At 36.2% G+C, this 14,815-nt stretch carries 8 protein-coding genes and 1 riboswitch; of the genes, 3 read left to right on the top strand and 5 right to left on the bottom strand.

The window, feature by feature from the left end:
• On the top strand, window positions 1-1,569 hold the full coding sequence (locus tag AC1RNE_RS21165; protein ID WP_492803934.1) for an arylsulfatase: 1,569 nt from the start codon (window positions 1-3) through the stop codon (window positions 1,567-1,569).
• Window positions 1,570-1,571: 2 nt separating this feature from the next.
• Window positions 1,572-3,026, top strand: a complete 1,455-nt coding sequence (locus tag AC1RNE_RS21160; RefSeq protein WP_492803933.1) for a sulfatase family protein — start codon at window positions 1,572-1,574, stop codon at window positions 3,024-3,026.
• Window positions 3,027-3,144: 118 nt separating this feature from the next.
• Here AC1RNE_RS21160 and AC1RNE_RS21155 read toward each other — a convergent pair whose 3' ends face one another.
• The 5 genes from AC1RNE_RS21155 to AC1RNE_RS21135 all read right to left on the bottom strand — a co-directional run bounded on the left by AC1RNE_RS21155 (window position 3,145) and on the right by AC1RNE_RS21135 (window position 10,660).
• Complete coding sequence (locus AC1RNE_RS21155) at window positions 3,145-5,979, bottom strand: TonB-dependent receptor (protein ID WP_492803931.1); 2,835 nt, start codon at window positions 5,977-5,979, stop codon at window positions 3,145-3,147.
• Between the two features lie 96 nt (window positions 5,980-6,075).
• On the bottom strand, window positions 6,076-7,383 hold the full coding sequence (locus tag AC1RNE_RS21150) for a peroxiredoxin family protein (protein WP_492803929.1): 1,308 nt from the start codon (window positions 7,381-7,383) through the stop codon (window positions 6,076-6,078).
• Between the two features lie 212 nt (window positions 7,384-7,595).
• Complete coding sequence (locus tag AC1RNE_RS21145; protein WP_492803927.1) at window positions 7,596-8,540, bottom strand: cytochrome-c peroxidase; 945 nt, start codon at window positions 8,538-8,540, stop codon at window positions 7,596-7,598.
• A 140-nt stretch (window positions 8,541-8,680) separates the two neighbouring features.
• Window positions 8,681-9,316 (bottom strand): YceI family protein, encoded by a 636-nt coding sequence (locus AC1RNE_RS21140; RefSeq protein ID WP_492803926.1) that lies wholly within the window; start codon window positions 9,314-9,316, stop codon window positions 8,681-8,683.
• A gap of 60 nt (window positions 9,317-9,376) precedes the next feature.
• Window positions 9,377-10,660, bottom strand: coding sequence for a peroxiredoxin family protein (locus tag AC1RNE_RS21135; RefSeq protein ID WP_492803924.1), 1,284 nt, complete (start codon window positions 10,658-10,660; stop codon window positions 9,377-9,379).
• A 185-nt stretch (window positions 10,661-10,845) separates the two neighbouring features.
• Window positions 10,846-10,942: riboswitch (SAM riboswitch) on the bottom strand.
• Window positions 10,943-11,524: 582 nt separating this feature from the next.
• Here AC1RNE_RS21135 and AC1RNE_RS21130 point away from each other — a divergent pair.
• Window positions 11,525-14,794, top strand: coding sequence for a SusC/RagA family TonB-linked outer membrane protein (locus AC1RNE_RS21130; RefSeq protein WP_492803922.1), 3,270 nt, complete (start codon window positions 11,525-11,527; stop codon window positions 14,792-14,794).
• Window positions 14,795-14,815: the final 21 nt, after the last annotated feature.

The following is a 14,815-nucleotide window of genomic DNA, read 5'->3' as shown; positions in this document are numbered from 1 at the left end:
ATGCTAAAGAAAATTATACTTATTGGACTATTTTTTAGCTCGATTCCTCAGCTATTATTAGCCCAGAAAAAGCAACCTAATATCGTCATTATCCTAGCTGACGATTTAGGTTTTTCTGATATTGGAGCCTTTGGTTCTGAAATCAAAACGCCTAATTTAGATAGACTTGCCAAAAATGGTTTAATTCTCACTCAATTTTACAATGCTGGCCGGTGTTGTCCTTCTAGGGCTTCTTTACTAACAGGCTTGTATTCGCATCAAGCAGGTATTGGTGATATGGTACAAGACAAAGGCTTTCCGTCCTATCAAGGCTATCTGAATGACCATTGTATTACTATCGGGCAAGCGTTAAAGCAAGCAGGATATTCAACCATAGTTTCAGGGAAATGGCATGTGGGTTTAGTACCATCAGCTTGGGGTGTCAATCGTGGCTTTGATGAGTCTTTTACCTTGCAAAATAACGGGAGTAGTTATTTTAACTCGCAACCACTGTATAATGATGGGCGAACTGTTACCTTTCTGGAAGGGAACAAAGAAATCATTCGTACTGATACTTCAAAATATCTTACACAAGCCATTACTGATTTTGCTATCAATGCGTTAGACAAACAAAGCAAAAACAAAAAGCCTTTCTTTTTATATCTTACCTATAATGCTCCTCATTGGCCAATTCAAGCTTTGCCCGAAGATATTGAAAAATACAAAGGCAAGTATCTGGCTGGCTGGGACAAACTTCGTGAAAAACGATATAAAGCATTACAAGAAAAAGGTATTATAGACCAAAAATGGGTATTATCCAATCGTTTTGAAAATGTGCCAGATTGGGAAAAATTAAGCCCTGAGGAAAAAGATAAATGGGATACTCGCATGGCAATTTATGCTGCCATGATTGATAGAATGGATGCTAGTATTGGAGAAGTATTGCAAAAGATAAAACAACTTGGAGAAGACAAAAATACAATAGTATTATTCCTTTCAGACAATGGAGGCAGTGCCGACGATGTAAAAAATTGGAATTATGTTACTCAAAAAAATGGCAAAGCTGGTTCGGTTGCATCAATAGATAGCTACGAAAGTCCTTGGGGAAATGTTAGTAATACACCTTTTAGGCTGTTTAAGAAAAATACCCATGAAGGAGGAATCGCTTCGCCATTTATTGCCTATTTCCCTAATCATATCAAGGGTGGCACAAAAAATACTCGACCAAGTCATTTGATTGATATTTTTCCTACTTGCCTAGATTTGGCAGGCGTTAAATACCCAACTACTTTTCAAGAGAAAAGCTTAATTCCTTTAGAAGGCACAAGTCTCAAAGCTATTTTCGAAGGTAAAACCACCGCACAAAAAACGCTATTCTGGGAACATGAAGGCAGTAAGGCCATCAGAAAAGGGAATTGGAAAGCTGTAGCCGAAAATAACCAACCTTGGGAATTATACAACCTTGCCAACGATAGAACTGAAACAAAGAATAAGGCAAAAGACAACCCAATTGTACTTCAAAAACTAATTGCAGAACATGAAAAGTGGTCTAAAAAAGTAGGTGTACAAGATTGGAATAAAATCAAATGAGTATGAACCGTAGAAATTTTATCAAAAATAGCTCCTTGTTCGGAGCTTCTCTGGCTTTGCATCCTTTCTTAAAAAGATGGGCAGAAGAGAAAAAAATAAATATTATCGTTTTATTATCAGACGACCAACGCCACGATACCATTGGGGCTTTGGGTAATAAAGATATTATTACGCCCAATTTAGATGCTTTGGTCAAGAATGGAACAGCTTTTACACAAGCTCACGTTTTTGGCGGTTTATCAGGAGCAATATGTCAGCCTAGTAGAGCCATGTTGTTGACGGGGAGAACTCTGTTCAGCATTGACCGTCAGGCAAGAGATAACCAAGAATTTAGCTTTGATATTTTCAACAACTATGTAACATTTCCAGAGTTGTTGAGAAAAAATAATTATAACACCATTGGAATCGGTAAACAACACAACGGTACTACCATATATAATCGAGCTTTTTCTGATGGGGCAAAAGTATTTTTTGGTGGAATGGGCGACCAGTATAATCTTCCTGTACAAGACTATAAGGCAGATAACAGCTACGGAGGACCAAAAGATAATAATTATTCCCCAAATAAAGTAAATCAAGTCAAAGGCAAGCATAGCTCAGAATTGTTCGCAGACGAAACGATTCATTTTATAGAGAAGTATAAAAAAGAGCCTTTTATGATTTATACGGCTTTTACCACACCCCATGATCCGAGACTGGCTCCAGCCGAGTATAATCAATGGTATGCCGATAAAAAAGTAAGCCTACCACCTAACTTTCTACCACAACATCCTTTTGATAACGGAGAACTAAAGGTAAGGGATGAATTATTAGCGCCTTTTCCAAGAACAGAAGATGATACTATACGTCAGATAAAAGAATATTATGCAACTATCTCTCACTTAGACGCACAAATTGGACGTATTGTGAAAGCCGTTCAAGAGAATGGTTTAGCTGAAAACACGCTTATTGTTTTTGCTGGTGATAATGGCTTGGCTGTGGGGCAACATGGTTTATTTGGCAAACAAAGTATTTACGAACACAGTAACCGAGTACCTTTAATTTTCTCAGGACCAGGTATCCCTAAAAACCAAAAGGTTGATGGTTATTGCTATCTTTCAGACATTTATGCTACTTTGGCGGAAAAATCTGGTGTTAAAATTCCGTCTTCAGTCCAAGGTATTAGTTTAGTAAAAGCATTTAAAGACCCAAAAGCATCATTAAGACCTGCTTTGTACTTTGCTTTCAAACACTTTCAAAGAGGGGTGAAAAAAGACGGTTTCAAATTATTAGAATATAATGTAAATGGCAACAGACATACGCAATTATTTAACCTTAAAGAAGACCCTTGGGAAATACACAATTTGGCAGATAAGCCTGAATTCAAGGCTAAAAAGCAAGCCTTAAAAGCGGAGTTATTGAAATTGAAGGTTGAGTTTGCTGATACCTTTAGTTCCTTTTGGAATGGGTATAGTTAATTTTTTATACATCAGTCTTTCTTAGTTTTATCATCAAAAGAGCAGTTAGAAATTAATTTTCTGACTGCTCTTTTGATTGATAGTCTCCCTTATCGGTAAAAACTCAAATAGAGAAAAGTTAGAAATTAAAATTAAGTCTTCCGTAATAAAATGCTCCATTAAAACCGAATTGCTGTCCCCCCGAAGTACCCCAAGGTACTGTTCCAGTTTGGTTATTCGCAATGCTCAGTTGGTCTGGATATACATCAAAAATGTTATTTGACCCTAAGGTAATTCCCACAGATTTATTTAATTGATAATTCAATGAAACATCTGTGGTGGTCTTCGGACTAAAAAGTTGGTCTCTTCCACCTGTTGTACTATTCAAATTGCTTTGAGTTGTATAAAAAGTATATTCACCAAAACGAGTTACTACAACATTAGGTGTCAAACGCCCTATGGTATAGCCAGCCAATAAAACTATTTTGCTTTGTGGCGTACCTCTTTCATAACGTCCTCTTTGTTGGCGGTCAAAGAAAATACGTTCTGATAGATACTGTCTAACATCCTCAGTTCCCGACGACGTTAAGCCACTTGGTACATGCACATTCGTTACTTCGGTATGAGTGAAATTACCAGCTAATGATAAATTAAGAGCCCCTGCTCCTACTTTATTTCGATACGCTAATACCACATCGATACCACGTGTACGGGTATCAATAGCATTCGCAAAAAATTGAGCTGCATTTACATCTGGATAATTAGCCAGTAAGTTTTTAACTAACTGTGCCGCACCTTTAATCGTAGCATCGCTATTAGTGATTGAGCTAAAATCAAAAGTACCTGTGAGCGTAATTCGGTCTTTGATATTAATTTGGTAAGCATCAACCGTGGCCGTAAAATGGCTAGCGATACGGCTAGTAAGACCAAGGCTAAAATTATTAGAAGTTTCTGCCTTTAGGTTAGGAATGCCAAAAGACCTCGTAACGTTATTATCATTGTTTGATACCAAAGATAGAATCAAACTACCATCGGCTTGTGGAATAGATGTAGTAGCGGAATAATACTTTTGCTGTAATGACGGAGCTCTAAAACCAGTACTTACTGCTCCCCTCAATGAAAGACTTTCAAGAATACTATTTCTATCATCAATCAATTTTATTGAAGTAGATGTTTTCCAAGTCAATTGGTCGCCAAAATCGCTGTATTTTTCATAGCGTAAAGCACCTGTCAACAAAAATCTATCTGAAATTTCTGCTTCTACGTCTCCATACAACCCTATGCTATGACGATACTGGTTTTGTGCATCAGCAGGTTGATAACCCGGAAATACCTGTGCTCCTGCTGGCCTTACACCTTTGGTTTTACCTCCTACTATGCTGATGTAAGTAGTATCTCCATAGTTTTTATAAGATTTTTCCTCTCCAGCAATAATTTGGTAGTTTTCTAAACGATATTCTGCTCCAAAAGCTACGTTAAATGCTTTAATAGCCGAGTTATCAAAACGTTGAGTAAGACCAATATTGGTGGTATTCTGATTGAAAACCAATGCTCCACTATTAAATTTCGTAGGGCTTGATGTTCCAATAGAAGCATTAATCGTATTCTGAACGGTATAATCTATTCTGTTGTGCCCAGAAGTATTGCTAAAGTCAATATTCCATCCATTGGCTTTGCCTTTGATTCCAGCCGTAAAAGAGCCATCTACTAAACGTGCGGCATTTTCTCCTAAAAAACCTGTTGGATAAATCGTTGGGAAATAACGGCTCGAAACACTGTTAATAGTAGTAGTTCCATTTGGAAAACGGTAAGCATTATTCGCACTAATACTGTATTTTGATGAAATACCACCAAAAGCATATAGCTCTACATCATTCCCCAAAGGCAAAGATGAATTAATAAATAAGCTAGCATTTTCTTGTTTACCATTCCCACTTTTAGCAGAACTATACCTATCAACAGATTTTTCTTTGGCATCTACTATCTCAGAACTCGTACCAACGGCATAAGGAAACCAATACAATTTTGCCCCCGTTAAGCGGTTACTATATTCAAACAATCCAGAGCGATCGGTTGCCTCCCGATTATTAATTTGTCCCGAAATATTAATGAATCCTTTTTCACCCAAACGGAAACCATAATTTACGCCTGTTAATAAAGTAAAACCATCTTTTTTATTACGATAACTAGTATTGTATTCACCAGTAGTAATCGTCACTTGACCTTGGTCTACACTCGATTTCAGTACAATATTAATTACCCCTGCAATCGCATCTGAACCATATTGTGCAGCGGCTCCATCACGCAACACTTCTATTCTTTCAATAGCAGAAACAGGAATGGCATCTAAATCAGCAGAAGATGCTCCTTGCGCAGGCGTACCTAATACGTTCACTAAAGCACTGGTATGACGGCGCTTACCATTCACTAAAATCAAGGTTTGGTCTGGTGCTACTCCTCTTAAAGCTAGTGGATTGATATGAGCTGAACCATCGCCACCCGTTTGTCTATTCGAGTTGACAGAAGGCGCAATAAAGCTTAGTATTTGTGATAAATCTGTTCTACCTGTAGCAACAATTTCTTTGCTTGTAATAACATCCACAGGAACAGGCGTTTCGATATTAGTTCGGGCTTGGTTTGAACGAGAACCAATTACAACTACTTCACTAAGTCCTTGCTGGTCAGCATTTAGCTTAATGGTCAACTGATTTTGATTACCCACTTTAATATGCTGAGTAATAAATCCTACGAAAGAAACAACGATAATATCTCCCGCTTTTGCTGATAGATTAAAATTGCCATCAAAATTGGAAGTAGTACCCGATTGCGTCCCTTTTATCAGAATAGAAGCTCCTGCTAAGGGACTATTATCTTTTGCATCAATTATTTTACCTGTGATATTATTACGTTGTTGCGCTACAACTGAGCCATATACTAAGATTAGGCTGAATAAAATAAGTATTTTTTGTTTCATTAGGGGAGGAATTAAGATGGAAAGGTTAAAACAGCCGTAATACTCATGGCAAGGTATTACGAACTGTCTTGGGGTATGTTAGTTAATTGATGAAGCTTATTTCAAACTGGCAGTAGTAACATTTGCCTTTTCATAAGGATTAGGCTCTGCTATTAATCCGTCTAAAACTTTGTTGAATTTTTTGGTATAATCTTTAAAGTATTTACCCGTTACTTCACCCGTATAACCTGTATAAATCTCGCGAACATTTCCTTTTCTATCAATAATGATAGTGGTAGGAAAAGCCGCCATTCTATTCAAAGCAGCAAGTTTCTCAGTAGCTACTTTTTTGTCAGCAATACCTCCGAAAAGGATATCATATTCTATCCCAAAGAAATCTCGAAGTTTGCCTAATGTATATTTGGCATATTCTAAATCATCTTTTTGCTCAAATCCAATGGCTATTGCTTCTACACCTCGTTGTTTGTTGGCTTTAAACCAAGGTGCTAAAAAGCGAGTTTGGTCAGTACAATTAGGACACCATGTTCCTATAATTTCTACGATTACTACCTTGCCTTTATACTTATCATCACTCAGAGATACTTGCTTTCCTGTCAAATCAGGGAACGTGAAGTCTAGTTTTTTATAGCCTTCTTTCAAGAATGTAAGTTTATAAGGGTCTGGTAATGAAGCATTTTTATCTTTTGTTGCTTCAAATTTTTGGGTAATATAAATCCCAAAACTAATTTCACCATCGCTGATGGTGGTTAAATCATCATTGATTTTACCTTTGATAGCTACTGGACTTGGCCCTGTAAATCCTGAAAGATGGAATTCATTACCTTGAATAGTTCCTTCAAGTTCACGGGTATCACCCACTACCGTCATCAAAACGCCCGTTAGTTTGTTGCCTTTTTGTTCTAATTGCGCAATAGAATTGGCCGCATTAGGGTCTTTACTGATGATTTTTACATTCCATTTTCCTGTAACATTCGTTACTGGTTTTAAGTCTTTGCCAGGTTCTACAAAACGGTAAGTTTTACCAAACTCGGCCACGAAAGGCAATGAGTTCCCTCTGAAATTGGGAACAAGACTTTTATAAACGCCTCTGAAAGTACCTTGCTCGTCAATTTTACCAATCAAAGCGGCATCGTAGGTATTCATTTTTACAAAAATACTATCGCCAGATATAGCCTTTACTTTGAAGTCATCTCGTCGACTTCCGTTCAATAAAGTCAGCGTTGAGGATTCTATGGTCTTTCCTTTTATTTCAAAATTAAAAGGGACTCTTGTTTCATTTACTTGAAACTCTCCTCGCCATTTGCCTTCTTTTAAAGTAGGTTTTTCAACAGCAAAGGACGTGCTTGTCAATGAGAGTGTTAACAATGAAACATTGCACACTCCTTTTATAAAATTATTTTTCATGATTTTTTGAGTTAATCGTCCATCAAGATGTTGATGGACGAAGCTTTGTTGAAGATGATTAACTAAAATAAATTGATAAGCATCGGTCATGATAGACCAAATGAAACTTGACGAGCCTCACCATAGTATTAGGTTTAAATTGTTAAAGGATATAAAAAATGGAGCAATAAAAAGGTATATGTTTGGTTTAAGATAATTAGCTGTAATGCCGTCTATTTCTTTAAGAATCGATCATCGGTCAGTGCCTTTAGAAAAGCCTCTAACTCCGTTATTTCTGTTTTACTTAGTCCCAAGGGAGCACTAAGGGATAAATCTCTATTAACGCCATCCTTCACAAAAGCATCAGGCTGATTATAGTATTCTATTACTTCTTTTAAAGTCTTGAATACGCCATTATGCATATACGGAGGTGTAATGGCTACATTTCGTAGGCCTGGGACTTTAAAATGCCCTAAATGACTTGAATCTTTTGTAATTTTATACCGTCCTACATCATTTAGCTTTCGTCCATCGAATAACCCTATATTTTTAAATCTATCCGCAGTAAAGTCTTCTCCTGCATGGCAATTGGCACAATTAGCTTTACCAATAAACAGCAGGCGTCCTCTGATTGCTTCTGGACTCATGGCATTATCATCCCCATTGATATAACGGTCGTAGGGAGTATTGGCAGTTTCTAAGGTCTTTTGATACGCCGCCAAAGCATCTCCCAAGAGCTTTTCGGTGGCTTGTGATTTATAAATTTTCTTGAACGCTCTACTATATACTTTATCTTCATTTAATCTTGTTATGGCCTGCATAATCGGAAGATTCATTTCTGTTGTTGATATAATCGGCTGAATAGCTTGCTCTTCTAAGGAGTTGGAACGACCATCCCAAAACAAATGTATTCTACCTGCCAAGTTCATTGCAGAAGGTGTATTTCTATCAGTCAAAATGCCGTCAACACCTACACTAAATTGTGTTGTATCAGCAAAAGCAAGTTCGGGTTTGTGGCATGAGGCACAGCTTAATGTTTTTTTAGAAGATAAGATTGGGTCAAAAAAAAGTTTTTCTCCGAGTGCTATTTTACTAGTAGGTTCATTTTCTTGCATCTGATACTGAAAACTCATCAATACAATACAAGCTACCGAGAGTATGCAGAAGCATTTTTTCATGATGGTAATTTATAGAAGAAATATAAAGTCAGGAGAATTTAGAGGTGTTTTCTTATTTAATTAAATATGTCTACACCTCTAAATTTTTCTACAAGCATTTTATTACGCTATTTATCTGCCCACATCTAGCGTACAAACACTTATTTTCCAGTCGCTTTAGCTGCTACATTGCTTGCTTGAGCCACCAAATTAACGTCTAACTCAAAGTCATTTTCAATAGCTTTGTCACCTAAGTTTTCAAAGAAGTTTTTTGAACGAAACTTAATATCATACTTAGTACGGTCTACCAAAATTTTAGCCTGAGCAGTCGTTTTGTTCTTATCTACCTTTACAGTAGCTGGAAACTTCACATCATTCGTAATACCTTTGATGGTAAGTTTGCCTGATATTTCATAGTTTTCACCTCCTTTCGACGTGACAGCCGTAGTCACGAATTTAGCTTTAGGGAATTTTTCAACGCTAAAAAAATCATCTGCTTTCAGATGTCCCACTAATTTGGCATTATAGTCTTTATCTGTTAAATCCGTTACCGTCAACGACGTTAAGTCTATATCAAATGAGCCACTTTTCAGTTTATTATTTGAAACGACCAAATTACCTGCGCTCAATGAAACGTTTCCAGTATGTGCACCCGTTACTTTCTTGCCAGTCCATATCAACTTACTAGCCTGATTATCAACAGTGTATACTACGTCGCTACCTTTATTATCATTTGTTGCTTTTGCACTGATTGCGAAAGTCAAAACACTTGTCAGAATTAGAATGATTTTTTTCATGTGAATAATTGAATTTGAGATTATATTATATGTATTAAATACCTGAGTTGATTATTTGTATTATTTATTTAAAGCTACTTCTGAAGCAGGAACAGGTTCTGCAATAAGTTTATCTAATTCTTTATTCCATTTTTTCACATACTGTTTAAAGTATTTTCCTGTTACTTCACCCGTATATCCTGTATGGATTTGTTTTACTTTGCCATCTCTCCCGATAATAATGGTAGTAGGAAAAGCTATCATTTTATTCAAGGCTGCAAATTTTTCTGAAGCAACTTTTTTATCAGCAATCCCTCCAAACAAAATATCATATTGGATATCGTACTTATCTCTTAGTTTTCCTAAAGTATATTTTGCATAAGCTAAATCATCTTTCTGCTCAAACCCTACTGCGATAGCCTCAACACCACGATTTTTATTAGCCTTGAACCACGGAGAAAGGAATTGTGTTTGGTCTGTACAGTTTGGACACCAAGTACCAATAATTTCTACAATAACCACTTTTCCTTTATATTTTTCATCACTCAGTGATACTTGTTTCCCATTCAAGTCTGGCAAGGTGAAATCTAGTTTTTCATATCCTTCTTTTAAGTGCGTTAACGTATATGCATCGGGCAATTCTGCATTTTTATCTTTTACGCCTTCAAATTTCACGTTGTTATAAATACCCAAGCCTACTTCGCCAGAAATACTTTTATCAGGATTAATTTTCCCACGAATTAACCAAGGGCTTGGTCCTGAAAAACCTGTCAGTGTAAATTCATCTCCTTGTACGATACCTTCTAGTTCACGCGTATCGCCAGTTACTTTCAGAAACACACCTTTTAGTTTATTTCCTTTTTGTTCAAAAACTGCTACTTGCTCAGCTACGGGCTCTTTGCTAATAATTTTAATAGCCCATTTACCTGACAAATTATGGTTTGCCTGAATCTCTTTAGCAGGTTCTACAAAACGATATGTTTTACCAGATTCTGCCGTAAAGGGAAGGAAATTTCCTTTAAAATTGGGTACAAGGCTTTTATAAACTCCTGACAAGGTGCCATCATCATTTATTTTTGCTACTAAGGCAGCATCATAAGTATTCATTTTGATAAATACTGAATCATTCGCAATTTGTTTTACATGAAAATCGTCTCTACGTGAGCCGTTTAACAACGTGAACGTTGCATGTTCAGCATCTTTTCCTTTGACTTCAAAATTAAAGGGTACTTGTACCTCGTTCACTTTAAATTCACCACGCCATTGGCCTTCTTTAATAAATTTGGTTTGTGCTTCGGCAGCATTGAATGCCAGTGAACCTATCGCTAAATAAGTGAGTGATAGAAATTGCTTCGTAGTTTTCATCTGTTTTAATTTATTATTATTCTATTAAATATATAGACTTAGTATATTATATATTCAAACAATTACTTATCTGATGAAAAAGAATTCATCAAATACTAAACATTTTGGATTGATGATAACAATGAGGCAAACTCATATTCACATCAATGAATGTTAACTCATGATAAAAAACTGATTGTATGTACGATTTATCGTTAGAATTAGGATGGGGCACCTTGTTGGTGGCTAACAGGTTGCCAGAAGATCATCGAGCCTACTCTCTCCCTTCGTTCATTATAAATCTATTTATTCTATGGACAAAGTTAATTAATTTAATTTGAGAAAAACAAATCTTTATTTAAAAAAATGCAAAAAAGTATTTTTTTCATTTCAAAAACGCTGAAAATACTTATAGAACGACAAAACTCATTGCTAATTATAGCATTAAAATACCTAATGATTGGGTAATTAATAACCAAAATATACCGAATTCTTACTTTTTGAGAAAAATGCAAAAATGATATAATAGTTAAAATAAAACTCCTTTACTTTAGTAGACTAATGTATAAATACCTTAAAAATAGACTCTATTTATTCAATAAAATATTTGAATTGCACAATTAGAATTGAATTATTAAAGTTTTTTAAAAAGTATTTGCCAAAAAAATTCTCAGATTATACATTTGTCCCATAAGTTTTATAGAGTAATTATAAATGTGTCATAATTACACTTAAGAGTTAATATTTCCTTACTTAAAACAATTCGAATAAAACATTAGCATCTAACCGTGCTAAAACACAGATTTTTTGACGATTACCAGCAACATCAGAAAAATGATGGATAGAAAAGTATTTGCCAAAATTATCAAATTAAACAAAAAAATTATGGACAAACACAATCAATGGAAACAACATTTACGAAAACTTCAAAGTCTTTTTTCCATCATTATCGTCTTAGGAATTACTTCTTTTCAAAGTATTGCTAATAAGTCTATTAAATCTAGCGAACAAATAATTAATGGAATTATTAAGGATGAAAAAGGAGAAGCTTTACCAGGGGTAAATATTATTATTAAGGGCACTCAAAAAGGGGCTTCATCTAATCAAGATGGTAAATATTCAATTACAGTTAATCAAAAAGATGCTACGCTAATTTATTCTTTTGTGGGTTATATCTCTCAAGAAGTTAAAATTAGCAATCAAACTATTATTAATATTACACTTCAACCTGCGGCTAAATCGTTGGATGAAGTAGTAGTAATTGGTTATGGTACACAAAAAGCCAGTGACATTACGGGCTCTGTGGCATCTTTTGATGCCAAGCATTTAGAAGAAAAGCCCATTTCAAGAATCGAGCAAGCATTGGTGGGACAAATGGCAGGTGTACAAGTAAAACAGCAATCTGGCTTACCGGGTGCAGGGCTAAGTGTTGTAGTACGTGGAACGGGTTCAATCAATGCTGGTTCTGAACCTCTTTATGTAATCGATGGATTTCCGTTGGATGTAGCTGGACAAAGCTCTGATGGAAGCATTGGTACAAGTCCATTAGCTAACTTAAGCGCTAATGATATTGAAAGCATTCAAGTATTGAAAGATGCGGCGGCGGGTGCTATTTATGGGTCACGGGCCGCGAATGGAGTGGTATTAATTACGACAAAAAAAGGTAAGTCGGGTAAGTTAAAAATCAATTTGAATGCTAATAGCGGTATTAGTAGTATTGCTAAAAAATTAGATATCTTAAGTGCCGACGAATGGGTAAATGTTGCTACTGAAGTAGCGAATATTAACTGGGTTCGTTCTGGAACGGGTAGAACAGCCGACCAAACGAATGACCAACGTAGGGCAATTTTAGGGTTGAAAGCAGGAGAATACAACACCTCTTATATGCCTGATGAACGTTGGTCGATAGCAGGACATCCTGGTTTGGAGTATGTAGATTGGCAAGACGCTATTTACAGAAAAGCTTCTTTTCAAAACTATCAATTATCTGCTACTGGTGGTACTGAAAATGTAAGTTATTTCTTTTCAGGAAATTACCTGAATCAGCAATCAACCTTAGTAGGTACTGACTACAAAAGTTATGGCGTTCGTGCCAATATTGAGGCAAAGGCTAACAAGAAACTAAAATTTGGAATTAACCTCGCTCCTACGTATTCTGAAAACAATACGCCTCAAGGCGACGGGAAAGACAGTCCTATCATGAATATAGCCTCCATTGCTCCTGTAGTAGAAGCAAATGCTGGCTTAAACAGTGGTGCTGGCGAGTTCGCCACTTATACATGGAGTAGCCCACGTCTGGTAAGTCCATATGCTATTTTGAATAATTCGATTGGTTTAACAAAAAACACACGCCTTTTGACATCAATTTATGCAGAATACTATATTTTACCAAGTCTTTTTGCTAAGACTACCATCAATTACGACGACGTAAATCAGCAAACTAAAAAATATGTATCCGACTATGTGGCTGTTGGTGGTGCTACCGAGCGTATTACTAACCCTGGAAAAAATGCTAGTGGCTCTTATGGTGGTTATAGAAAGCAAAATTTTGTGAATGAAAACACGCTTAATTTTATCAAAACTTTCGATAAAGTTCACAATGTGGCAGCCGTAGCAGGTGTATCATTCAATAGCGTGCATAGCGAAGCTTTCAACATTAGTACAGCAGGTGGTTTTGCCAACAACATCGTAAATACTATCAGTAATGCCATTCCTAACTCGGCAGGCGTGACTGTAACGGGTACTACTACTGAAAATAATAACACACTTTTTTCATACTATGGTAGAATTCAATACGATTACGAAGGTAGATATTTAATCACAGGAAGTATTCGCCGTGATGCTTCTTCAAAATTTGGAGCTAATAACCAATGGGGAACATTTCCATCGGCTTCTATCGGTTGGAGAATTTCACAAGAATCTTTCTTGAAAGATAGTAAAGTAATTAGTGATTTAAAACTTCGCTTTAGCTGGGGCAAGTCGGGTAATAACAACATTGGTAATTATAACGCTATCCCAACATTGGCTGGCACATCTTATAATTTTGGCGGTAATACTCCTATAGTAGCGAGCGGACAAGTAGCAGCAGGATTGGCTAATCCGAACTTGAAATGGGAAACATCAAATACCTATGATATTGGTTTTGATGCGGCTCTATGGAATAACAGAATCAATATTTCTTTTGATGCTTATACCAAGAAAAGTACTGATTTATTATTGAATTTACCTGTGTTGGGTGCTAGTGGATTCTCAACAAGTTTACAAAATATTGGATCTGTTAAAAACCAAGGATTAGAATTAGGCATTACTACTAGAAATATTGTAACCCCTGATTTCCAATGGACTACTAATGCCAATATCTCTTTTAACCGCAATGAAGTAATTTCTTTGAATGCTGACGGTTCGCCCATTTATATTCCTTCAGCTTATAGCGGTAGCAATGCTCCTTATATTTTACAGCCAGGTTTGCCAATGTTTACTTATTATGTTACCAAGTCAATAGGTATTTTAACACAAGCGGATATTGATAACCCTAGTGTTGCTAAAATCAAAAACCAGACTGTTGGCGATACTAAATATTTTGATGCCAACAACGATGGCGTAATCAATGCAAGCGACCGTGTAGTGTATGGTCAACCAAATCCTAAATATACATGGGGTATTACCAACAATTTCAAATACAAAAACTTTGATTTAAGTATTCAGGCATACGGTCAAGTGGGAGGTTCTATCCTTTCATACTTCGGACGCGCTATTGACTTTGGTGGTAGTACAACAGCCAACATTTCGGGTATCTGGCGTGAACGTTGGACAGCAGAAAACCAAAATTATGATGCTCCTCGTGGTAAATTAGCGTCAACCTATACAGTACCACAAGTAACTTCTGATTGGGTTTATTCAACAGATTTTATCCGTATCCAAAATGTTACCTTAGGGTATAACTTGCGAGATTTAGCAAAAACAGGCGTGTTTTCTTCTGCTCGTGTGTATGTGTCTTTACAAAACTGGTTCAACCATGATAATTATAGAGGTGGTGTAAACCCAGAAGCGCAAAATACTAATGTAAGTGGTAATGGTAGTTACCCGATTCCAGGAGATTATGGTGCAATGCCATTAAGTAAAACGGCTTCTGTGGGTATTAACCTTACTTTTTAATTTACGAAATTACATTTTACA

The organism is Arcicella sp. GW822-FHT02H01, from assembly GCF_058802005.1.
The sequence above is the reverse complement of the archived record's forward strand: the minus strand, read 5'-3'. Positions and strand labels throughout refer to the sequence as shown.

Bases quoted from the DNA above. Each gene is read 5' to 3' on its own strand.
- AC1RNE_RS21165 (WP_492803934.1), top strand. From the start codon at position 1: ATGCTAAAGAAAATTATACTTATTGGACTATTTTTTAGCTCGATTCCT.
- AC1RNE_RS21160 (WP_492803933.1), top strand. From the start codon at position 1,572: ATGAACCGTAGAAATTTTATCAAAAATAGCTCCTTGTTCGGAGCTTCT.
- AC1RNE_RS21155 (WP_492803931.1), bottom strand. From the start codon at position 5,979: ATGAAACAAAAAATACTTATTTTATTCAGCCTAATCTTAGTATATGGC.
- AC1RNE_RS21150 (WP_492803929.1), bottom strand. From the start codon at position 7,383: ATGAAAAATAATTTTATAAAAGGAGTGTGCAATGTTTCATTGTTAACA.
- AC1RNE_RS21145 (WP_492803927.1), bottom strand. From the start codon at position 8,540: ATGAAAAAATGCTTCTGCATACTCTCGGTAGCTTGTATTGTATTGATG.
- AC1RNE_RS21140 (WP_492803926.1), bottom strand. From the start codon at position 9,316: ATGAAAAAAATCATTCTAATTCTGACAAGTGTTTTGACTTTCGCAATC.
- AC1RNE_RS21135 (WP_492803924.1), bottom strand. From the start codon at position 10,660: ATGAAAACTACGAAGCAATTTCTATCACTCACTTATTTAGCGATAGGT.
- AC1RNE_RS21130 (WP_492803922.1), top strand. From the start codon at position 11,525: ATGGACAAACACAATCAATGGAAACAACATTTACGAAAACTTCAAAGT.